This is a genomic window from Enterococcus asini ATCC 700915 (assembly GCF_000407365.1).
Classification (GTDB): Bacteria; Bacillota; Bacilli; order Lactobacillales; family Enterococcaceae; genus Enterococcus_C; species Enterococcus_C asini.
Map to the genome: position 1 here is coordinate 1491246 of NZ_ASVU01000001.1, position 22474 is coordinate 1513719.

Here is a 22474-nt window from a genome sequence, read left to right on the forward strand (position 1 = left end):
GGATGAAAAAGAAACTTTTTCGGATTGTGGGAATCGTTTTTATTAGCATCATCACTCTGACAGTTCTATTGAGTTTAGTCGGTACGATAGCTGAGGCAACTGGTCTGGTTGATGATACAGTTGAAGCCGGAAATCTTTATTCCCAATATTCACTTGGTAACTATCAGTTGGATTTCTTTGTGGATAGTTCATGGGATTGGCTACCGTGGAATTGGGGCGATGGCTTAGGAAAGAGCGTAATGTATGGTCTTTATGCCATTACTAATTTCATTTGGACGGTGAGTTTGTATTTGTCGAATGCCACGGGTTATGTGGTTCAAGAAGCTTATAAACTAGATTTCATTTCGGATACGGCTGAAAGTATTGGAAAGAATATCCAAACATTGGCTGGTATTACTGAAAATGGACTCCAGACCTCCGGATTTTATTTTGGGTTTCTATTATTGATGATTTTAGCTCTAGGGGTGTATGTGGCGTATACCGGATTATTAAAACGAGAAACCACGAAAGCAGTTCGAGCCGTGATTAATTTTGTGATGATTTTTCTACTTTCGGGTTCTTTTATTGCGTATGCGCCTACCTATATCACAAAAATTAATGACTTTAGTTCAGATGTTAGTGAAGCGGCTCTTAGCCTTGGGACCGAGATTGTTGTACCCAATTCAAAAAGCCAAGGAAAAGATAGCGTGGATTTGATTCGGGATAGTTTGTTTTCAATTCAAGTCCAGCAGCCTTGGTTACTCTTGCAATTTGATGATTCCAATATAGAGGAAATTGGCGAAGATCGGGTCAACAAGATTCTATCCGTGAGTCCGGATGAAAACAAGGGCAAGGATCGGGAAGAAGCGGTCAAAGCGGAGATTGAAGACAATGACAATGCGAATCTAAGTATAACCAAGACCATGAGCCGCTTAGGGACCGTGATTTTTTTGGTGCTGTTCAATATTGGGATTTCCTTCTTTGTCTTTCTTCTGACAGGAATTATGTTGTTTTCACAAATTCTCTTCATTATCTTTGCGATGTTTCTACCTATTAGCTTTTTATTGTCGATGTTGCCAACTTATGAAAGTTTGGGGAAAAAGGCGATTATTCGCTTATTCAATACGATTATGATGCGAGCGGGAGTGACCTTGGTTATCACCACGGCATTCAGTATTTCTACCATGTTTTTCAATATTTCAGCGACCTATCCCTTCTTTATGGTAGCATTTCTGCAAATTGTGACTTTTGCCGGGATTTATTTCAAATTGGGGGACATTATGAGTATGTTCAACCTCCAAAGCAATGATAGCCAGTCAATGGGCAGACGTGTCATGCGGAAACCGCAAATGTTGATGAATCGTAAACTACGGCAACTTAATCGAAATGTTGGGCGAACATTGGCTTTTGGTGGTGGTGCAGCAGTTGGTGGGAAACTAGCAAAAGATCAATCAAAAACCAGATCGAAGTCTTCTGGTTGTTCTCCACGAAAGAATCCATCATTATCTAACAATAAAGAGGTAATATCTGACCCGAATAAGGAAAATCCAATCTCAAAAAATAAGAAACAATCTCGAATGAATTTGGCCGGAAGAAAAATCGGCAAGGTACTAGATACCCAATCAATGGTAAAAGCCAAAGCACAACAAGTAAAGGATCAAGTAAGGAATACACCAACTAATTTGAAATACAATCTGCATAAAGAAATCGAAAAGACGAAAAAAGCACCAGAAGAATTCAAGCGTGGACTTGTCCAAGAAAAAGCGAATCGAGCGGAGTTGCGAGAAAAACAACGACAACGTAGAGATGAAAAAATGGCTGAAAAGCGGAAAGTATTGGGAAATTCAGCAAATCGTCATAGAAAAGGTAGGAGCAATGTTCCGATAAAAGAGGAATCCAAATCTCAGAAAAGTAAGATACCAAAGAATGTACCAGCCAATCGAATTGTAAAAATGAATTCGAATCCTGAAATCAAAAGAAGACTCTCAAATCAAAAATTGAGTACGAAAGAAAATAATCAACCAGTAAGAAAAGTGACTCCTATCCAACAGGCGAAGAAGCGATCTATTCTTGCAAAAGCAGGCAATCGAAAAGTACAAAAAAAAGTGAGTCATCCTCCAAAACTAAGGCCGGGTGAGACTAAATGACCATAAGAAATTTGAGTACAATCTCGTTGGCAATCCTGACGATTTCTTTTATGGGCATCTTGATGTGTGTCGGCTTATTATTTGGTGAGGATAGTGAAGGAAGCAACAGTTCTGGTACCTCTCCCGGTGGCAGTAGTGTCTCAGAAGAAGTACTAAAACATCGGTCACTGGTAGAAAAGTATGCCAAGGAATCGGACATTTCAGATTATGTACCGATTCTTTTGGCGATTATTCAAGTGGAGTCGGGTGGTACAGCAAAAGACGTGATGCAAAGCTCTGAATCAGCTGGCTTACCACCTAATTCTTTAGATACCGAGGCATCCATTAAACAAGGGTGTTTCTATTTTGCTTCTCTGGTTAAACGAGCTAAAGAGTTAGGCTGTGATCAAGATAGTATCATCCAAGCCTATAATTATGGTGGAGGCTATATAAATCATGTCGCAAAAAATGGAAAGAAGCATAGTTTTGCTTTGGCGGAATCCTTTTCAAAAGAAAAATCAGGTGGTCAAAAAGTTGATTACCCCAATCCAATCGCCATTAAAGAAAATGGCGGGTGGCGCTACAACTACGGAAATATGTTTTATTGTTTGTTGGTGAAACAATATCTGACCACGATACAGTTTGATGATAAAACAGTCCAAGGGATTTTTGACGAGGCATTTAAGTATGAAGGAATGGCTTATGTATTTGGTGGATCAAGTCCCGCAACGGGTTTTGATTGCAGTGGCTTAACTCAATGGTGTTATGCCAAAGTTGGTCTGAAACTTCCACGGGTGGCACAGGATCAGTATGATGCCATGAGTCATATTGACCTAAAAGATGCCAAGCCAGGAGATTTAATTTTCTTTCACTCAACTTATGATGCTGGTACTTACGTGACTCATGTCGGCATTTATGCAGGAGAGAATCAGATGTTCCATGCGGGAGATCCAGTGGGCTGGACGAATCTTACCGAACCCTATTGGCAGCAACATCTTATCGGAGCCGGTCGATACAAACAATAGAAAAGAGGAATGGAAAATGAACATAAAAATTGAACGAAGTCAGAAGGAGAAGACTCCAAAAAAGAAGAAAGAACGAGTAATTTCAGTGGGCAAGCATCGAAAAATGGTTCTTGTCCTTTGGTTTTTATTGTTTTGTAGTCTCGCTTTTGGGATATACAAAAATTTCACAGCAATTGACCGACACACGACTCATGAGAAAGTGGTTGTGAAAGAAAAAATAGTGAATACTTCTGGTGTCGAGAACTTTACGATTGATTTTGCGAAGGAGTATTTTTCTTGGAAGAATGACAAAGAAGCCATCGAAAAGAGAATGACTACTCTTGAACAATATCTGACTGAGGAAGGGGTGACTTTAAGTCAAGATATGGTTCGAGCGGATATTCCCACTAGTTCCGAAGTTCAAGTAGTAAAAATTCTAGATGTTGAGAAGCACTCAGAAGAATTTGTTATTTCATTTTTAGTGGAGCAAAAGATTACAGAGGGGAAAAAGACACAACAGGTTTTTTCTGCATATCAAGTGAGGATATTTGAAGATAAAAAAGGCAACCATATTGTGACGAGTCTGCCTACGATGATTGGAAAACCAGAAAAAGTGAAGTATGAGGAAAAACCAGTGGCAAGTGATTCAGAAATTGATGCCAAAACAGCGGAAGAAATCACTGAATTTTTAGAGACATTTTTCAAGCTTTATCCAACTGCATCAGAAAAAGAACTTGAGTATTATGTAGAAAATGATGTTATGCGACCAATCAATTCGAATCTTAAATTTGTGGAATTAGTGAATCCAATTTATACACAAAATGAAAAAAGTATTCAAGTGAGAGTTGATGTAAAATACCTTGATACTCTATCAAAAGTAACGAATTACTTTCAGTATGAATTGGAATTACAAAATGATGGAAATTGGAGAATTATTGTCTCTGAATAAAAACAAGTTAGAATAATAGGTGAATGATGTTATTGTTGGTAGAGTGAATTCACCAAGTAAGGTGGATCAATCATGGGGAACCGTATCATAAATGATGCGGTTTTTTAGTATTAATTTCTGAGATTAATATTGATTTAATGGTTTTTTTGGAAGGGAACCGCAGGAGAAAATGATACGAGTGTCCTAGTTAATCTGTATCATTTAGTGGAGCAAGGCTAAGTAATGCGTATGAAATCAAGGTTCTATAATATTTTGTGTTGGTGGAAAATCGAAACCGATTTTCTGCCAACACTTTTTTCTTGTATGCAAATCAAAAAGAGACTCACAAAAGAAATAAGCATCTGTATCTGTTCATAAAACTGTCTCCTAAGTTTAGTGTCAATTTATTTGACGGATATTTATAAGTTACTATCGGTTTGGATTGGTAACACTAAATTGGGAATAACTACATCCTTGACTTGGGATGTAGCAGTACGCTCTTAGTGCTAAAATTGAAAATCATAATTTGATGCTACTGCCGGGAGTTATTCGGCAGACTTATCCTACACACTTACATTAAACAACATCTATGAGTGACTTTTCTAGTTACTGATTCTTTTTGCGGGAAATAGAAAAGTCATTTTTTCGAAAAAAACTCAGAAAATACTACTTGTAATAATTCTGGACAGCCACTATGATAGGAACAACAGGAAAATCTACTAAGTACAGCCAGAGACTTGTACTCAGCTAACTAGTTTATTCCAGAATGCTGCATAATTTGATAGATTCATACTTTTATGTTTTTTTGCATATCGAAGTAGGTAGTCATATTTTGACTATCCAATTTGATAAAATATCGTTTATGCGAAACGTACTATAGTTGGTGCATCACTAGAGTTAAAAGTGTACAATGCTTAGTTTTTTTGAATCTTTATCGCAAATAGCTTCAAAAAACACTATAGCGGACATGTCGTTGATATCAATCCTAATGTCATTGGAGATTTCAGAGATATGCCATTTGAAGATGAATCATTTTATCATGTAGTATTTGATCCGCCACACTTGCTTAAAGCAGGCGAGAATAGCTGGTTGGTCAAAAAGTATGGAAAATTAAATCCCGAAACTTGGAAAGAAGATTTAGCATTAGGATTCAAAGAATGTTTCAGAGTATTAAAGCCAAATGGAACTCTTGTATTTAAATGGAACGAGGATCAAATCAAGCTATCAGAAATATTGAATGCAATTGATTATGTGCCATTATATGGAAATAAGAGAGCTAAAACTAGTGTTAGTATCAAATCTTAGACATCTTTTCGTAGAGACAGAAATAAATTAAACTTATCTACGAGAGGATGGATTTTATGACCCGATATGAAGAAAATTTTAAACAGATGATTGTTGAACTAAATCAAACTGGACGTTCTGTTCGAGGGTTGGCGAAAGAATATGGCTTAGCTGAAGCGACGATTTATAAGTGGAAGAATTTATACTTACCTGATCCGTCCACAGGACTAACCGGAAAAGAAGCGGCTGATTTGAGAAAAGAAAATGCTCGTTTGAAAGAGGAACTTGAAATATTAAAAAAAGCCGCAGCCATATTCTCTCGAAAGACCTGAAGTCACTTGTCCGATTCATTGAAAAATGGTGTAAGGATTACACTGTTTCTTTGTTGTGTCGGTTATTAGAAATTCCTAGGAGCGTCTACTATTTTTATAAAAATAAATCGTTAACAGCTACAGAAGTCAGAAATAACCAATTGAAAAAGAAGATTTCAACGATCTTTTTTGATCATAAACAGAGATATGGTGCAACAAAAATCCATCAAGTGTTGCTAAAAGAAGGAATTTCAGTATCTCTTAAGCATGTTCAAAAATTGATGAAACAATTAAATCTAAGGTCAATTGTGGTTAAGAAATACAGACCTCAACGGTCTGTTCAGCCGGTTGTTTTAAAAGAGAACATCTTAAATCAGGACTTTTCTACTAAAACTATCTGTGAAAAATGGGTAGCTGATATCACCTACATTCCAACTAAGAAAAATGGTTGGTGTTACTTATCTTCAATTATGGATTTACACACGAAAAAGATTATTAGCTATACATTTTCTAAGCGAATGACTGTCGATTGTGTGTTACAAACACTCAATCAAGCGAAACAACGGTACCACATTCCAGAAGGAATGATTCTACACACCGATTTAGGTAGTCAATATACAGCAATCGAAGTGGAAAGTTGGCTTGAAAACAATAAAATAAGACATTCCTATAGTCGCAAAGGAACACCCTATGATAATGCAGGAATTGAGTCCTTCCATGCATCATTGAAAAAAGAAGAAGTATACACGACGACTTACTCAGACTTCGAAGAAGCGAATCGAGCACTATTTAGTTACATTGAAGGATTTTATAACCGGAATCGAATTCACAGCTCGATTCACTATCTAACCCCTCAGGAGTTTGAAGAGTTAGCAAAAGAAAAAATGGCGTAACCGTCTCTACTAAAATGTGTCCAAGATATTGACTCAAATCCAAACACACTGGTTAGTATTTATGAAGAGTATCTAGCTACCTCGTGAAATTGTAGGATCAATTTTGATTAAATATGTAATTTCTGAATTTACCAGATAATGGGAAGGTAAACATGCAAATTAAAAGTATCGTTTGGAAAATTAAAACTATAGTTAATGCTGTAGCGTTGAATTTTAAGTACAAGCTTAAATGTATTCCCCATTCAATCAAATTTAATCCAATTAAATAAAAGTAGTATCTCTTTTTAATCTTACAGTTTTTAAGAAAATAGTAGCTAATATAATAATCTAATAAGACAAGTATAACCAATATATGTTTATCTATAGTGACTATAGTGTCATGTTTTTCTGAGAGTCTATGGAAATACATTAATAATGTTGGTAAAGGAATATATATTGTTAATAATGATATAAAGAAAAAGACTATAAATGGCATTTCGTCACTCCCATATAAATAAAACTATGTAAAAAATATCACAATCTTGTGTTGTGGTCAAATATTTTCATGTTATCTATTTTGTTATTTTTGGATACTTTGGAAATATGGATTTGAGTCAATACCTCGGACACGATTTGTGAGAATTTTTTCGAGATTCCAGCGGGTTAGTATCTCATCGTTTCGACCAGCCGTCAAACCAAAACCGTTTGACCGCTGATCGAAGCGATGAAGTTGAAGCCCTGTGGAAATCTCGCAAAAAAAATGTAGGTGGTAGCTAGGAACTAAGCTTGCAATGCCAACTCTTCCATCTGATTTGGTGTTAAATAATTAATACTACTATGGATTCGCTTGCGATTGTAAAATCCTTCAATGTATTGAAATAACGCTAAATGAGCAGCTTCAAAGTTTTCATACGCTTTTGATGGATAGACTTCTTCTTTTTTGAGTGAGGCGTGAAACGATTCGATACCGGCATTGTCATACGGACAGCCTTTACGACTAAAGGAGTGCCGAATGTTCAATTCTTTCAACTTTGCCTCATAGGCTTCGCTAGTGTACTGAGAACCCAAGTCTGAGTGGATGATCAAGTTCTCGGAGGGCGTGTGGTTTAAGAGCGCATGGTCAAGGGTTTCGATAACCAGTTCTTTCGTCATCTGCTTGCCAAACTTCCAACCGATGATTTTCTTTGTGTGAAGATCTTGGATGGTGGAAAGATAGGTCCAGCCATCTTTTAGGGTATGAATATAGGTAATGTCTGTCACCCATTTTTGATTGATCGACGTAGTGGTAAAATCTTGGTTTAACAGGTTTTTACGTCCTTCACTTTTAACTTTTGCTTGTTTGCCAGGCTTGTACTTCTTGAGGGTGATTGAACGCAAGCCTAATTTTCTCATCAGTATTTGTACTTTCTTTAGGGACAAGGTCTCGCCACGGCCAACAAGAATCTTATGAATTTTGGGCGCACCATAGATACCCTTGTTTTCAAAGTAGATTCCTGAAATCAAGCGGTTTAAGCGTTTGTTTTCTGATTGGCGCTTGGAAGGCTTCTTTTTCTTCCAGTCATAGTAGCTGGATTTCGGTGCTTCCAAAACGGTACACATTTGTTTTACGTCATGATCATGAACATTTGATTGAATAAATTCGAAGACATCACTCATTTTTACTTTTGAGCGAATATGGTTAAAGCCTTTTTTAGGATAGTGTTTTCCTCCTGCATGCGGGCCATTTCCTTTTTCATTGCTAGGATTTCTGCCTTAGTCATGCCGGTTGCTTCATTCTTTGTATAAAGCTTCTTCCAACGATAAATCGTTTGTGTAGCGATACCATATTGCGCTGCCAGTTCCTCGACCGATTGGCCAGACTGGTTTAAATCTAAGATCATCTTCTTAAAGTCTTCATCAAATTTTTTCTTGGCTTTTGCCATCGTGGACACGTCCTTTTCTTAGTAGTTAGATTCTACCAAATCGTGTCCATGAAATCATCCTAACATCAATATTTAGTTGAATATAGTATAATATGAACAATTGTGACAAATAACAATTTTTTGGGAGTGAGTAAAGTTAGATGGGAAGACCCTTAGCAAAAGGCCTAGCTGTCGTAGCCGTCGGTATCGGAGCACTGGGTATATGTTACATCGGTTACCGAGCCGATAAAACACATCAGTATGAACAACGAGTTCAGTACGCCAATAGCACCATTGCAAAAAGCCAAGAGCAGTTAGTGACTCTCACAAAAACCATTGATTCGTTTTATCAAGAAGGTCAATCAATTTTTTTGAGAGAAAATTTGACGGAGTCCGAGCTTGCGGCCGTACGAGGAAAGCTTGAATCTGTCAAAGTTGATGCTGAAGAATACCATATTCAAGCAGAAGACCTAACAGACGATGCTGGGGGGATTCAAGAGACCAAAGACGCCCTTGTGAAAAAAGTTAATTTGGTCAATGACAAATTAACTATTCAAGAAAAGACCAATAACTTGTTTGAGAATCCTGTGAGTTCTTGGCAGAAGCCGGTTAATGATGTAGTGATTAAAAAAGACATTTCAGACGAATCAATCGGAGAAATTCGAGAAACCTTGAAACTGTCGACGTTAGCTGACCAATGGCAAAAAAATATCACTGAGTATCTAGATTTTGCAGATGCGCAGCTGACCCGCATCAAAGAGATTGAAACAACGCTAGGGGAATTGCTGAAAGATGGCCAAATCACTGAAAATGCCACATACGATAATTACATCGCTTTAGCTGACAGTATCAGCCAAGTTCGTAACGAGGCAAAAAAAGCCGATTTCACTACTTCCCTAAATATAATCAGTGAACAGCTAGGTTACGGTAGTGTTTCCACCAGTGAAGATAACGAAAGCGAATCAGAAGAGACTTACTCTGAAGATGATACTAGTTACGAAGATGAGACCTACACAGAAGATGAGTATACTGAGGATTACGAATAAACAATTCAATCCATCTAGAGAAAATGAGAGAGAAAGTGGAGACAAGAAATGGAAGAAACCATCAGTTTAAAAGAGATTTTCGAGATTTTGAAAAAACACATCACCACGATATTACTTAGTATGTTTGCTGGATTAGCCCTAGCAGGGGTTGCCACCTTCTTTATCATCACACCAAAATATGATTCGCAGGCCCAGCTGATTGTGAAGCTGCCTCGTACCGACAGTACCAATGCCGGAGATGTCAATACGAACTTATTGATGATTAATACGTATAAAGATATGATTACTGGCGACTTGGTCATGGGCACTGTCAAAGATCGTCTGGAGTCAGAATATAATCTGGATAAAACTGTCAGTGAACTCAAAGGTGCCATCCAAGTCCAACAATCCCAGAATTCCCAAATGTTTTCCATCGTAGCAACCGATACAAAACCAGTGGATGCGGAACATATCGCCAACACCACAGCGAAAGTCTTCCAAGAAAATGCCAAAGATGTTTTGGATGTCGACAAGATTTCAATCATTTCAAATGCACAAGCCTCCATGACACCAGTCTCTCCCAACAACAAGCTGAACTTAGCAATCGGCTTGGTTCTAGGGATGATGGTAGGGGTTGGCTTGGCCTTCTTATTGGAACTGTTGGACCGTACCGTCAAAGATAGCCGGTTCGTAGCAGAAAATCTCGGCTTTACCATCCTTGGCTCAGTCCCACAAATGACAGATAAAGAAATTAAGAAGACAACAAAATCAGTGACTGCAGTGCAAAAGCAGGACAATTCCACAAACAAACAAGACAAAGCTCGTCGCAGTCGCTCACGAGTATAGGGAGATATCGATTATGGGAAAACGAAACAGTAAACATCATAGCCAACAAACTAGTGCCGTCAGTCTCATCACACTAGCAGACAAAACGTCACCAATCTCAGAACAATACCGGACGATTCGGACCAATATCCAGTTTGCTTCAGCAGACAAAAAAATTCAGACCATCGTCGTGACATCATCTGGACCGGCAGAGGGTAAATCCACGATTTCAGCGAATCTTGCCGTGGTCTTCGCTAGCTCCGGTCAACGTGTGCTTTTGGTGGATGCGGATATGCGTAAGCCAACGGTTCACAAAACATTTGGGTTAAGTAATGATACCGGTCTGAGCCTCGTCTTGAGTACCAATCAAAGCGTCTTGGAAAATACGCGCACAGTCGGAATCGAAAATCTGTCCATCTTACCAAGTGGGCCTAAGCCGCCAAACCCTTCTGAATTACTAGGCTCTGTACGTATGAACCAAGTTATTGAGGAAGCGCGCCACCTGTATGATGTTGTTATTTTCGATATGCCACCTGTGGTCGCCGTGACGGACGCTCAGATTATGGCGTCAAAAGCTGACGGCACACTGCTAGTTGTTAGAGAAAACGTCACGCGAAAAGATACATTAACCAATGCGAAAAATCTGTTGGAAATGGTGCAAGCGCGAGTATTAGGCGTGGTATACAATGGCACGCAAAATATGAAAGACCAAGGTTACTACTATTATTATGGTAATTAAGTTGAATTGATTTGAGGAGGAGATTGGATGATTGATCTTCATTGTCATATCTTACCGGGAGTAGATGATGGGGCAGATACGTTAGCTGATAGCATTGCCATGGCAGAAAAAGCCATCAGCCAAGGCATCACACATATCTTGTGTACCCCCCATCATAATAATGGGAAATATGTGAATCCGAAAGCTGCGGTTATCGATAAAGTGACTGAGCTCCAGGCGGAACTCGATCGTCGTAACCTCCCTCTGACCCTACTGGAAGGGCAAGAGGTGCGGATTACGGGGGATTTAGTAGAAGAAATCCAACAAGATCAGATTTTGTTTACAGATTTGGCAGATACCTATCTTTTGATTGAATTTCCTACGATGGATGTCCCAGCCTATACGGAGCAACTTTTTTTCAAGCTGCGAAATATGGGAAAGGTGCCAGTCATCGTCCATCCGGAAAGAAATGCGAAGTTTCGCGAAGATCCCAATCGCCTGATTCCATACTTGGAGATGGGGTGCCTCGCGCAACTCACCGCTCCAAGCTACATAGGTGTCTTTGGTAAAGACATCCAAAAGGCGGCAAAACAGATGGTTGAGCATAACCTCGTTCAGATTATGGCGTCTGACGCTCATGGTATCAAAAAAAGAACGTTTGCAATGAAAGAAGCCTTTCGCCAAATCGGACATGACTTTGATGAAGAAAAAGTCAAAGCTATGGAACAAGTGGCGAAAGATTTGATAAATGGGGATGCGGTCACATACCCAGATTATACAGAAGTTAAGAAGAAACGGTTTGGATTATTTTAGTTTTTTAGAAATATCGCTTTTTATGGATAATTGGAGAGATCTTAGGAGGATTTTTTACATGAAATATTTGATAACAGGTGGAGCAGGATTTATTGGTTCTAATTTGACTAATATGTTAATCGCTCAGGGTCATGAGGTAGTTGTGGTTGATGATCTATCAATGGGGAAAATTGAAAATTTCAATGACCTTTCAAAAGTAGAATTCATTAGAGGGTCGATTATAGATGGGGCTTTAATGGAATCAGTGCTAACAAATCATCAGTTTGATTATATTTTTCATTTGGCAGCGGTTGCAAGCGTTGCGGATTCAGTTGCCCGTCCATTAGAAACTCATGAAGTTAATTACAATGCAGTTTTGAATATCTTGGATTTTATTCGTAAACACCAACAAAATTTAAAACGGTTTGTTTTTGCTTCATCTGCAGCTGTCTATGGTGATGATCCAGAATTACCAAAAAAAGAAACCTCATCAATCAAACCAATGACCCAATATGCAGTTGATAAGTTTGCTGCTGAAAGAACAGCGGTTATTTTTAATAATTTGTACGACGTACCAGCTTCTGCTGTACGCTTCTTTAATGTTTACGGTCCAAATCAAAACCCAGAATCTCCTTATTCAGGTGTGATTTCAATTTTACTAGATTGCTATACGCGAAATCTTCATGGAGAAAAGATTGGATTTACATTGTTTGGTGATGGAACCCAAGTTCGTGATTTTATTTTTATTGAAGATGTACTACATGCCTTACTATTAGTAGCAGAATCTGAAAATTCTTTAGGTCAAGTATTTAATGTCGGTACTGAAAAAGAAACTGACCTAAATCAGGTTATCGCTGAATTAAATAAAATTTATGGTTTTAAATTACCAGTCACGCATGAAGCAGCTAGAGTAGGAGATATTCATCGCTCTGTGGCAGATATTTCAGCATTGAAATCATTAGGGTTTACAGTTGAAAACACAATTTTCCAAGGTTTATCCAAGTTGGTTGAATTTTTAGGGAGGTAAGAAAGTGGAGGAGCGGATTGATTTAATGAAGATGAATGATTCCTATCGTTTAAATAATCAGGAAAATGGTTTATCTAGTACCTTAAAAAGAGGATTTGATATTGTCTTTTCAATTATTGGTTTAGTTCCAGCAACACCAATTGTTTTAGTTACCACTTTAGCGATTATGGTAGAGAGTCCTGGAAATCCATTTTATCTTCAAAAACGTTTAGGGTTGTTAGGTATAGAATTTAAGGTGATTAAATTACGTTCCATGCGATTAGATGCTGAAAAAAATGGTGCCAAATGGGCAGATAAAAATGATGATCGGATTACCAAAGTAGGTCATTTTATTCGGAAAACACGGATTGATGAATTGCCTCAACTTATTAATGTCTTAAAAGGTGATATGAGCATTATTGGTCCAAGACCGGAACGGAAAGTTTTTGTAGATGAATTCTCAAAAGAGATTCCTAATTTTCCAAAGCGAATGGAAGTTAAGCCGGGATTAACTGGTTGGGCACAAGTCAATGGTGGTTATGATATTTCACCAGAAGAAAAATTGGAACTAGATTTATATTATATTAAAAATAAGTCTTTAAAAATGGATCTTGCTATTTTATTAAAAACTGTGGGAATTGTTTTAACAGGGGAAGGTGCGAGATGAGTAAGAAGGATAAAGTATTAATTGTTGGTGCTGTTGGATCCATGATTGCAAATTTTAATATGGAGAATATTTCTCTGCTTAAAGACGAAGGTTACGATGTTGAAGTTGCAGCAAATTTTGGTGAAATAGATCCAATCAGTAAAGATAAAAAAAACAAAATGTTCACTTCCTTTAAAGAGAATAGTATTGTGTTTCATCAAGTTGATTTTCAAAGAGGAATAGGTTCTCCAAAAAGAAATATTGCAGTTGTTTTGCAACTAAGAAAATTAATTTCAGATAAGCAATACAAATTTATTCACACAAATTCTCCTTTGGCCAGTGCATTAGTACGAGTTGCCAATATTAAACATAAAACTAAAATAATCTATACTGCTCATGGTTTTCAGTTCTTTAAAGGGGGACGAAAACGCGATTGGCTTCTTTTTTATCCTGTTGAGCGTCTCTTGGCATCGAAAACAGATGTGTTAATAACAATTAATAATGAAGATTATGAACGTGCTAAAAAAATGGGTTTTAAAAAGGTTGAGAAAATCCCAGGAGTTGGTGTGGATATTCAAAAATTTAAACCTAAAGATAATCGTACTAAGTCAAATGGGTCTGATAAATTGATTCTACTTTCTGTTGGAGAGTTAAATAATAACAAAAATCATATGACAGTCATAGAAGCAATCAAGTATTTGCCTGATAAAGAAAACTTAGAATATTGGATTTGTGGTACAGGTGAAAATGAAAGCAAATATGAAGATTATATTAAGGAAAATAATTTAAGTAATATCGTGAAATTGTTGGGATATAGAACTGATGTTAGTGATGTCTTAGAAAAATCAGATATTTTTGTTTTCCCCTCTTTTAGAGAGGGGCTTCCGGTTTCTGTTATTGAGGCGATGGCAAAGGGAAAGCCAATACTAGCATCAAATATTAGAGGTAATATTGATTTGGTGGATAATAACAAAGGTGGGATTTTGTTTAATCCTAAAGACTCTAAAAATGTAACTGATATTATATCAACAGTTTTAAAATCAAATCACCATCTAAATGATTTTGGAAATTATAATTACAGAAAATCAATGAAATATGATATTTCTGTTGTAAATATGAAAATGCTTAAAATATATAGAAGTATTTGAAGGTTAAATTTTTTTGAAATTGTAGGAATCAATTTCTTATCTGTTTTATCAAAAATTTTTTTAAGGGTGAAAATATGAAGGTTTTGCATTTGCTTTTTACAGATCGATTATCAGGAGCAGAAAAAGTTGCAATTAATATTATTAAAAATACAGAAGGTTTTGCATATTATTGCTCTTTTGACGGCCCAATTCGTACTATCTTAGAACAAAGTGAGATCCCGTTTGTTTCTTTAGAAAAGGGCAACTTATATTCTCAGTTATATAGTATTTGCAAGAAAAATCAAATTGATATTGTACATGCGCATGATTTTAAGGCAAGTATAGTAGCTAGTTTTTTACCGAAAAGTATTACTGTTATATCACATATACATCAAAATCCTAGTTGGATTAGTAAGAAAGGATTAAAATCAACGCTGTATCATATACGTGCTAGAAAATTTTTCAAAATAGTATCTGTCTCCGAGAATTTTTTTAACGAATATATATTTTCATTACCTTCAAATAAAAAAGTAATTTTACCCAATTATCTACTACCAATGAAGGAAGTTCAGACTCTTGTCAAAAAAAAATATGATTTGATTTTTCTGGGAAGACTTGAACCGGTAAAAAATCCAATTGAATATCTGGAGATTTTTAATACATTAACGAAAAAAGGCTTGAAATTAAAAGGAGCTATTTTAGGAGATGGATCACTTAGAGATGAAGTAAGTGAATACATCGATACAAATTCCCTTGATATTGATATGTTCGGATTTGTACATAATCCAGAAAGTATTATCTCAAATAGTAAGATAATGCTTGTTACATCATTATGGGAAGGATTTAGTTTAGCCGCAGCAGAAAGCTTACAGTTAGGCGTTCCAGTTATTACATATAATAACGGTGGAATTACTGAGTTTGTAAATGATATGAATGGGGCTATTGTAGATTCAAAACAGGAAATGGTAGAAAGGATATTAAATCTGTTGGAAAATAATAGGTACAGATCATTGGAAGAAGGTGCAAAAAAAAGCATTCGCTCCTACTCTGATTCCGAATTATTTAAAAAACGTTTATCAGATTTATACGGTAATAGATAATGGAAAGAATTAAAACGTATTGCTTGTATGTAGTTGGTTTTTATGTGGTTTATAGTCCTGAACTTTTTTTGAGATTCGGTGTTCCTTCTCAAGTAATAATTGGATTCATTGGAATGTTAATGTTAGTTTCACTCTTTTTAAAAAAAATTCTTGCAAAAAGAGTCTCTCCATTTTTATCTAGAGAAGTTCAGGTGGTTTTTCTTTGTATTCTTCTTAACGCAGCCTACTTACTTTTAATCTCTATGCAAAATGGGTATCAGAATCGCTTTTTGCAAAATGTATATATTATCATTCAAATTTTTACTTGGACGTATCTCTTAAATAGATATCATATTAGATTGAACAACAAATATAGTCTTTTTCAAAATGCGATTCTTTTTCTTGCAAATTTAGCGATGATTCAAGCTGTTTTTTGTATTATCATGCTGATTCTCCCTTCTACAAAGCAAATTGCACTTCAACTATACTATCTTGGTAGGGAAGAGAATATTTTTATTTCTGGAATGAGGATATATGGAATAAGTGGAGATTATACATTTTTTACTCCTATTTACCATGGATTATTAGGAGTTTGTTTACTCTGGCTATCTATGATAAAAAATAGTAAATATTTATTATATCTTCCTTTTATTTTTTTAGTGATAATTCTAAATGGAAGAACTGGATTAGTCATATTTTTTATTGGGGCAGTAATGATGTTATTATTGTTGTTAATCAATAATCCAAATTATATAGGAAAGAGTCTCCTTTACCTATTGATTATTGGCAGCTTTACATGGGCATCTTTAATGGTCATAAAAATAGCCAGCCCAAATACTTATCAATGGTTCATGTTAATGGTTGGAGATATTGCGAATCTTTTTGGAGATAATGTAAAAACAGGAAATATAGCTGCATTATCAAACAGTTTTGTGTTACCTAGTGGATTTGATTTAATCTTTGGACTAGGGACACGAGTTATTGGCGGAACTGCATCAAATATTTTATTGCCTAGATCAGATATCGGATATATTAACGATATATATCTTGGTGGTTTAATTTATATTGTTTTACAATATGGGTCTATTTTATTATACACACTCTCAAATTTAAATAAGAGGAACGATTTTATATCTGTTAATGATAAAGCAAGTTTTGATTTAAGAAGATTGGATTTATTACCGTTTACTTTGTTCGTATTAGTATTGATTGGTAATTATAAAGGCGAACTTATGAGAAGCGGTATACCCTTAGTATTTTTAGTGGTTGTTAAAAATTTGATTATTATGTCTGAACGGAGGAAGCACTTTGGGGAACGTGCCTAAAATTTCAGTTATCATGAGTACTTACAATGAAGAAACAAAGGAACTTTCTTCAGCGATTGACTCGATTTTACAACAAAGTTACACAGATTTTGAGTTTATAATTATTATAGATAATCCAAATAATAAGAATTTATTAAGTACCGTTGAGAAATATGCAGAAATGGATAATCGAATTCATATTATATCAAACAAAAAGAATATGGGGTTAGCTGCTAGCCTAAACATTGGATTACAAGAAGCAAATGGAGAACTTATTGCGAGAATGGATGCTGATGATATATCGGCTAAGGATAGATTTGAGAGGCAGATAGCTCATTTTTTAAATCATCCGAGTACAGATATTTTGAGTACAAATTGCTTTTATATAGATGAGGATGGAAAACTAATTGGAAAAAAATCTGAAATTCCAACAACTAAAGAGGCAATAGAAAAAATTTTACCGATTGGTTCTTCAATTATTCATCCTAGCGTTATGGGGAAAAAAGTAGCGTTTTTGAAAATGAAGGGGTATAGGAAATTAGAAACCGCAGAGGACTATGATTTATGGTTGCGAATGTTATCAGCAGGAATAATAATAAGGTCTTTGCCAGACTATTTATTATATTATCGTATTCGCAAGAATAGTATGACAAAAAGTAATGTATACAGACAAATAATGACTGATATATTTATTCGAGAAGACTATAAAAAGAGAATTAAAGATAAATCAGACGTATTTTCAGAAAAAAAATATAAAAAATTTATTACTAATAATAAACAGAAACAGAAGTTCAACTATTATTATGAAAGATTTACTTTGGGTGTTGAAAAAATACAAAAAAATAAGTTTTCACTTACGGGATATGGTGATGTACTATCAAGTCTTTTAATGAATAAACTAGTTAGATATATGTTTAAAATGCTTCTTAGCTATAAAGTGATGGTGAAAAAAGCATGTGGAGAATAAGAAAAGTAATCAATATTATGTGTTTTACATTTTTTAAGTTACTGCCCGTAACCCGCAATCGGGTGCTTTATATGTCTCACTATGGGAAAGAATTTTCTGACAGTCCGTTGGAAATTTACCGTTCCTTATCAAACGATAATAAATCAATTGAACACGTTATCGTTCTTAATGATGCGTACTACCAATCAAAGATACAAGATAAGAATGTTCAATTTGTCAAATTTGGCAGTATGAAATATTATTTTTATTGTGCTACTTCAAAATTATGGATTTTTAATGTTACAACTAGTGAGTTTATGAAACCGAGACGGGAAACCTTTTATTTACAAACCTGGCATGGGATACCTTTAAAAAAAATCGGTAATGATATCATAGATGAAACTCTGAAAACTGAAAAGAGAAGATGGATATTATCTGCAAAATATTGGGATATGTTCTTATCTCCATCAAAGTATTTTGATAGATTTTTTCAGAGCGCCTTTGAAATTGATGACAGAGTAATAAGGAATCAAGGACTTCCAAGAGAAGACTTTTTTTTGGTAAATACTGATGAGAAAATAAAAACTATAAAAAAAGATTTGAATTTGCTTGATGGAAAAATTAACGTGTTATACGCACCAACCTTTCGTCAAGATGGAATGTTGGGTTTTCCATATCCAATCGATCTTAAAAAGTTTAGCGAAAATCTTGGAAATAATTATAGAATCTTAGTTAAACTTCACCCTAATATTACAGCCAACGACTCTTATAAATCAGACAATGTAATTTATTTTAAATCAAACACAGATGTAAATAGGTTGTTGCTAGTTTCTGACGTGCTGATTACAGATTATTCCTCATTATTTTTTGATTATTCTCTACTAAAGAATTCAATGGTTTTCTTTGCGTATGATCTTAATCAATATCAGACGTCTGAAAGAGGATTTTATTTTGACTATGAAAATTTTGTTCCTGGACCGATAGTAAAAACCCAAGAGGAATTAGAAAGTGAAGTAAAAAAACAAGGCTGGAATACCCCAATTTATCAGGACAGATATAATTATTTAAAATCGATTATAAGTAGTAATAATAATTCGAGTACTATAGATTTATGTAATTTTCTCATTAGTGAGGTATTAGTAATTGAATAAAACAGTCAAAAATCTCATTTTTAATGCAATTTATCAATTTTTTCTTATTGCAATTCCAGTGATAACTATCCCATATGTGTCGCGGGTACTAGGTCCTGAATTGCTAGGAAGTTACTCTTATGTGACCAGCATCATTACTTTTTTAAGTTCGTTCGTGATGATGGGACTTAATCAGTTAGGAGTTAGGGAAATATCGAAAATAAATGAAGAGGGTAGTAAAAATGACCTTTTGAATACTTTTACCTCTCTTTGGAAAATGCAACTATTAGTAGGTATTGTAACAATCCCAATATATTTTGTATTACTTAAAGTAATGAATGAGACTCATATTATTGCACTACTTTTTTTACCAATGTTAATTAGTTATATTCTAGATATTTCTTGGTTTTTTTGGGGCATTGAGCAAATTACTAGTGTGGTTTTAAGAAATCTGTTTATTAAAATTGTCACACTTATTTTAACTATAGTTTTTGTTAAAAATATTGAAGACTATTACCTTTATGTAGTAATAAATTGTGTTGGACAGCTTTTAAGTAATATCATTTTTTGGGGGAATCTGAGGAAATTTTTCAGTCCGCTGAGACTTAGTTCTTCACGTTTAAGAACAAACAAAATGTTCTTTATAAAAGCAGCTTTGGTTTTACTTATTCCACAAATTGCAATTCAGGTATATAGTTCTTTGGATAAGACCATTGTAGGGGGGTTATTGAGTAATACAGAACTGAGTTTCTATGATCAATCTCAGAAGATACCCAGAATTATAAACTCTATCGTTTCATCAATGAGTTTAATACTTATGCCGAAAATGGTTAAGCTAGATAGGTCCGAGCGTAATTCGTTGATGAAGACTTCAATTGATTTAACCCTATTTTTATCGCTATTATTTTGTGGAGAAATAATAGTGGTATCCCATGAGTTTATTCCAATTTTTTTTGGAGAAAAATTTCAAAGTATGGAAATTAATCTCATTATCTCCTCCCTTTTAATTCCTTTTATTTCGTTTGGGGGGGTATTTTCAAATCAATTTACTTTATCACAGGGACAATATGTGAATTATACTATACCTTTTGTAATTGGCGCCGTAGTTAATCCAATATTATTATATATATTTGTTCCACTCTATGGTGCAGTGGGTGCCAGTATTATTTTAGTTTTTACGGAAGGAATAATTTGTTTCCTAAGAATTTATGTAACACGAAAGTATCTATCTTTTTCGGAAATCTTCAAAATGGATTGGACATTTTGTTCGGCTTTTATTATCTCAGTTTTCATTGTATATCAGGTACCTTATTTAGGGAATAATCTATTAAGTGTATTCGGAAAAGCAATCTTTTATTTAATCTTTTATTTATTGATTTGTATTTTACTTAATAAAAGATTGAGAACTAATTTTATTAAATTAAAGAGAATTTATAAACATAATAAATGATGGATTTTTAGTTATAGTAATATTGCAACGTCTAAAAGAAATAAAAGGAGCAACTAAAATGAAAAGAATCATCACTTATGGAACATTTGACTTGTTACATTATGGTCATATTAATTTACTTAAAAGAGCGAAGGAACAAGGTGATTATCTTGTTGTTGCTTTATCTACTGATGAGTTTAACTGGGATGAAAAACAAAAGAAATGCTATTTCTCCTATGAAAAACGCAAACAATTATTAGAAGCAATTCGCTATGTGGATTTGGTTATTCCAGAAAAAAATTGGGAACAAAAAACAACAGATATTGAATTGTATCACATTGACAAATTTGTCATGGGTGATGATTGGGCTGGCAAGTTTGATTTTATTGAAGATCAGACTGAGGCTGAGGTGATTTATTTGCCTCGGACACCGGAAATCTCCACTACCCAGATTAAGAGAGATTTAGAGGAAAAAAATAGATAATATTTTTGATTTTCAGATTATGGATAGAGTAGTTAGCGAATTTTTAAAAAGCGCATCTATAAACTAACTCAGCGAAGTACGAACAGGTTATTGATTACTCTCATTAAGAGAATCTTCTATTATTTAACCACAGATCAAATTTGCTTTGACATCCCCCACTAATTTAATTATTATTATGGATTTGAGTCAATACCTCGGACACGATTTGTGAGAATTTTTTCGAGATTCCAGCGGGTTAGTATCTCATCGTTTCGACCAGCCGTCAAACCAAAACCGTTTGACCGCTGATCGAAGCGATGAAGTTGAAGCCCTGTGGAAATCTCGCAAAAAAAATGTAGGTGGTAGCTAGGAACTAAGCTTGCAATGCCAACTCTTCCATCTGATTTGGTGTTAAATAATTAATACTACTATGGATTCGCTTGCGATTGTAAAATCCTTCAATGTATTGAAATAACGCTAAATGAGCAGCTTCAAAGTTTTCATACGCTTTTGATGGATAGACTTCTTCTTTTTTGAGTGAGGCGTGAAACGATTCGATACCGGCATTGTCATACGGACAGCCTTTACGACTAAAGGAGTGCCGAATGTTCAATTCTTTCAACTTTGCCTCATAGGCTTCGCTAGTGTACTGAGAACCCAAGTCTGAGTGGATGATCAAGTTCTCGGAGGGCGTGTGGTTTAAGAGCGCATGGTCAAGGGTTTCGATAACCAGTTCTTTCGTCATCTGCTTGCCAAACTTCCAACCGATGATTTTCTTTGTGTGAAGATCTTGGATGGTGGAAAGATAGGTCCAGCCATCTTTTAGGGTATGAATATAGGTAATGTCTGTCACCCATTTTTGATTGATCGACGTAGTGGTAAAATCTTGGTTTAACAGGTTTTTACGTCCTTCACTTTTAACTTTTGCTTGTTTGCCAGGCTTGTACTTCTTGAGGGTGATTGAACGCAAGCCTAATTTTCTCATCAGTATTTGTACTTTCTTTAGGGACAAGGTCTCGCCACGGCCAACAAGAATCTTATGAATTTTGGGCGCACCATAGATACCCTTGTTTTCAAAGTAGATTCCTGAAATCAAGCGGTTTAAGCGTTTGTTTTCTGATTGGCGCTTGGAAGGCTTCTTTTTCTTCCAGTCATAGTAGCTGGATTTCGGTGCTTCCAAAACGGTACACATTTGTTTTACGTCATGATCATGAACATTTGATTGAATAAATTCGAAGACATCACTCATTTTTACTTTTGAGCGAATATGGTTAAAGCCTTTTTTAGGATAGTGTTTTCCTCCTGCATGCGGGCCATTTCCTTTTTCATTGCTAGGATTTCTGCCTTAGTCATGCCGGTTGCTTCATTCTTTGTATAAAGCTTCTTCCAACGATAAATCGTTTGTGTAGCGATACCATATTGCGCTGCCAGTTCCTCGACCGATTGGCCAGACTGGTTTAAATCTAAGATCATCTTCTTAAAGTCTTCATCAAATTTTTTCTTGGCTTTTGCCATCGTGGACACGTCCTTTTCTTAGTAGTTAGATTCTACCAAATCGTGTCCATGAAATCATCCTAAC

General features: G+C 35.4%; 21 protein-coding genes. 18 read left to right on the forward strand and 3 right to left on the reverse strand.

What is annotated here, in order from left to right; all coding sequences use genetic code 11:
* Positions 1-2 precede the first annotated feature (2 nt).
* The 5 genes from I579_RS07240 to I579_RS07265 all read left to right on the forward strand — a co-directional run bounded on the left by I579_RS07240 (position 3) and on the right by I579_RS07265 (position 6525).
* Complete coding sequence (locus I579_RS07240; protein WP_010754259.1) at positions 3-2126, forward strand: FUSC family protein; 2124 nt, start codon at positions 3-5, stop codon at positions 2124-2126.
* Positions 2123-3130 (forward strand): bifunctional lytic transglycosylase/C40 family peptidase, encoded by a 1008-nt coding sequence (locus I579_RS07245; protein ID WP_010754258.1) that lies wholly within the window; start codon positions 2123-2125, stop codon positions 3128-3130. The genes I579_RS07240 and I579_RS07245 overlap by 4 nt, the downstream gene beginning before the upstream one ends.
* A gap of 16 nt (positions 3131-3146) precedes the next feature.
* Positions 3147-4058: a conjugal transfer protein gene (locus I579_RS07250; protein ID WP_010718205.1), complete on the forward strand. Its 912-nt coding sequence runs from the start codon at positions 3147-3149 to the stop codon at positions 4056-4058.
* A gap of 906 nt (positions 4059-4964) precedes the next feature.
* Positions 4965-5342 (forward strand): class I SAM-dependent methyltransferase, encoded by a 378-nt coding sequence (locus tag I579_RS07255; protein ID WP_034810450.1) that lies wholly within the window; start codon positions 4965-4967, stop codon positions 5340-5342.
* 56 nt (positions 5343-5398) lie between these two features.
* Positions 5399-6525, forward strand: a protein-coding gene (locus I579_RS07265; RefSeq protein ID WP_155854775.1) for an IS3 family transposase whose coding sequence is annotated in 2 segments (ribosomal slippage) — positions 5399-5627 and positions 5627-6525 — 1128 coding nt in all. Because the reading frame shifts where the segments join, the coding sequence is not laid out codon by codon here.
* A gap of 97 nt (positions 6526-6622) precedes the next feature.
* Here the strand turns inward: I579_RS07265 and I579_RS13005 are convergent.
* Both I579_RS13005 and I579_RS07275 read right to left on the reverse strand, forming a co-directional pair.
* Positions 6623-7000 (reverse strand): hypothetical protein, encoded by a 378-nt coding sequence (locus tag I579_RS13005; RefSeq protein WP_010718394.1) that lies wholly within the window; start codon positions 6998-7000, stop codon positions 6623-6625.
* A 284-nt stretch (positions 7001-7284) separates the two neighbouring features.
* Positions 7285-8426, reverse strand: a protein-coding gene (locus I579_RS07275) for an IS3 family transposase (protein WP_129316744.1) whose coding sequence is annotated in 2 segments (ribosomal slippage) — positions 7285-8198 and positions 8198-8426 — 1143 coding nt in all. Because the reading frame shifts where the segments join, the coding sequence is not laid out codon by codon here.
* Positions 8427-8566: 140 nt separating this feature from the next.
* Between I579_RS07275 and I579_RS07285 the strand changes: the two genes are divergently transcribed.
* The 13 genes from I579_RS07285 (at position 8567) to tagD (ending at position 20916) form a co-directional block, all read left to right on the forward strand.
* Positions 8567-9451 carry a hypothetical protein gene (locus I579_RS07285; RefSeq protein ID WP_010754254.1) on the forward strand — a complete coding sequence of 295 codons (885 nt, stop codon included), beginning with the start codon at positions 8567-8569 and terminating at the stop codon, positions 9449-9451.
* A 48-nt stretch (positions 9452-9499) separates the two neighbouring features.
* Entirely contained in the window at positions 9500-10276 is a 777-nt protein-coding gene (locus I579_RS07290) for a YveK family protein (RefSeq protein WP_010754253.1), read from the forward strand.
* A 13-nt stretch (positions 10277-10289) separates the two neighbouring features.
* Complete coding sequence (locus I579_RS07295; RefSeq protein WP_010754252.1) at positions 10290-10994, forward strand: CpsD/CapB family tyrosine-protein kinase; 705 nt, start codon at positions 10290-10292, stop codon at positions 10992-10994.
* 27 nt (positions 10995-11021) lie between these two features.
* Positions 11022-11786 carry a tyrosine-protein phosphatase gene (locus tag I579_RS07300; protein WP_010754251.1) on the forward strand — a complete coding sequence of 255 codons (765 nt, stop codon included), beginning with the start codon at positions 11022-11024 and terminating at the stop codon, positions 11784-11786.
* A gap of 58 nt (positions 11787-11844) precedes the next feature.
* On the forward strand, positions 11845-12792 hold the full coding sequence (locus tag I579_RS07305) for an NAD-dependent epimerase/dehydratase family protein (RefSeq protein WP_010754250.1): 948 nt from the start codon (positions 11845-11847) through the stop codon (positions 12790-12792).
* Between the two features lie 4 nt (positions 12793-12796).
* Positions 12797-13438, forward strand: a complete 642-nt coding sequence (locus I579_RS07310; RefSeq protein ID WP_010754249.1) for a sugar transferase — start codon at positions 12797-12799, stop codon at positions 13436-13438.
* Positions 13435-14565: a glycosyltransferase family 4 protein gene (locus I579_RS07315; RefSeq protein WP_010754248.1), complete on the forward strand. Its 1131-nt coding sequence runs from the start codon at positions 13435-13437 to the stop codon at positions 14563-14565. Before I579_RS07310 ends, I579_RS07315 begins: the two co-directional genes overlap by 4 nt.
* Positions 14566-14639: 74 nt before the next feature.
* The gene (locus I579_RS07320; RefSeq protein WP_010754247.1) at positions 14640-15644 is read left to right on the forward strand and encodes a glycosyltransferase; all 1005 of its coding nucleotides are present in this window, start codon (positions 14640-14642) and stop codon (positions 15642-15644) included.
* A complete protein-coding gene (locus I579_RS07325; protein ID WP_010754246.1) occupies positions 15644-16948 on the forward strand; it encodes a hypothetical protein in 1305 nt (434 codons plus the stop codon). The genes I579_RS07320 and I579_RS07325 overlap by 1 nt, the downstream gene beginning before the upstream one ends.
* Before the next feature lie 13 nt (positions 16949-16961).
* Positions 16962-17894 carry a glycosyltransferase gene (locus I579_RS07330; protein ID WP_034810621.1) on the forward strand — a complete coding sequence of 311 codons (933 nt, stop codon included), beginning with the start codon at positions 16962-16964 and terminating at the stop codon, positions 17892-17894.
* Between the two features lie 17 nt (positions 17895-17911).
* A complete protein-coding gene (locus tag I579_RS07335; RefSeq protein WP_010754244.1) occupies positions 17912-19024 on the forward strand; it encodes a CDP-glycerol glycerophosphotransferase family protein in 1113 nt (370 codons plus the stop codon).
* Entirely contained in the window at positions 19017-20453 is a 1437-nt protein-coding gene (locus tag I579_RS07340) for an oligosaccharide flippase family protein (protein WP_010754243.1), read from the forward strand. The genes I579_RS07335 and I579_RS07340 overlap by 8 nt, the downstream gene beginning before the upstream one ends.
* Before the next feature lie 58 nt (positions 20454-20511).
* A complete protein-coding gene (tagD, locus tag I579_RS07345; RefSeq protein WP_010754242.1) occupies positions 20512-20916 on the forward strand; it encodes a glycerol-3-phosphate cytidylyltransferase in 405 nt (134 codons plus the stop codon).
* A gap of 352 nt (positions 20917-21268) precedes the next feature.
* Here the strand turns inward: tagD and I579_RS07350 are convergent.
* Positions 21269-22410 (reverse strand): IS3 family transposase gene (locus I579_RS07350; protein WP_129316744.1). Its coding sequence is split into 2 segments (ribosomal slippage): positions 21269-22182 and positions 22182-22410, totalling 1143 coding nucleotides; the frame shifts between segments, so codons are not numbered across the junction.
* Between the last annotated feature and the right edge of the window lie 64 nt (positions 22411-22474).

Coding starts and splice junctions, on each gene's coding strand:
- tagD (WP_010754242.1), top strand. CDS start 20,512: ATGAAAAGAATCATCACTTATGGAACATTTGACTTGTTACATTATGGT.
- I579_RS07330 (WP_034810621.1), top strand. CDS start 16,962: ATGAGTACTTACAATGAAGAAACAAAGGAACTTTCTTCAGCGATTGAC.
- I579_RS07250 (WP_010718205.1), top strand. CDS start 3,147: ATGAACATAAAAATTGAACGAAGTCAGAAGGAGAAGACTCCAAAAAAG.
- I579_RS07290 (WP_010754253.1), top strand. CDS start 9,500: ATGGAAGAAACCATCAGTTTAAAAGAGATTTTCGAGATTTTGAAAAAA.
- I579_RS07295 (WP_010754252.1), top strand. CDS start 10,290: ATGGGAAAACGAAACAGTAAACATCATAGCCAACAAACTAGTGCCGTC.
- I579_RS07300 (WP_010754251.1), top strand. CDS start 11,022: ATGATTGATCTTCATTGTCATATCTTACCGGGAGTAGATGATGGGGCA.
- I579_RS07285 (WP_010754254.1), top strand. CDS start 8,567: ATGGGAAGACCCTTAGCAAAAGGCCTAGCTGTCGTAGCCGTCGGTATC.
- I579_RS07240 (WP_010754259.1), top strand. CDS start 3: ATGAAAAAGAAACTTTTTCGGATTGTGGGAATCGTTTTTATTAGCATC.
- I579_RS07325 (WP_010754246.1), top strand. CDS start 15,644: ATGGAAAGAATTAAAACGTATTGCTTGTATGTAGTTGGTTTTTATGTG.
- I579_RS07245 (WP_010754258.1), top strand. CDS start 2,123: ATGACCATAAGAAATTTGAGTACAATCTCGTTGGCAATCCTGACGATT.
- I579_RS07335 (WP_010754244.1), top strand. CDS start 17,912: ATGTGTTTTACATTTTTTAAGTTACTGCCCGTAACCCGCAATCGGGTG.
- I579_RS07320 (WP_010754247.1), top strand. CDS start 14,640: ATGAAGGTTTTGCATTTGCTTTTTACAGATCGATTATCAGGAGCAGAA.
- I579_RS07315 (WP_010754248.1), top strand. CDS start 13,435: ATGAGTAAGAAGGATAAAGTATTAATTGTTGGTGCTGTTGGATCCATG.
- I579_RS07305 (WP_010754250.1), top strand. CDS start 11,845: ATGAAATATTTGATAACAGGTGGAGCAGGATTTATTGGTTCTAATTTG.
- I579_RS13005 (WP_010718394.1), bottom strand. CDS start 7,000: ATGCCATTTATAGTCTTTTTCTTTATATCATTATTAACAATATATATT.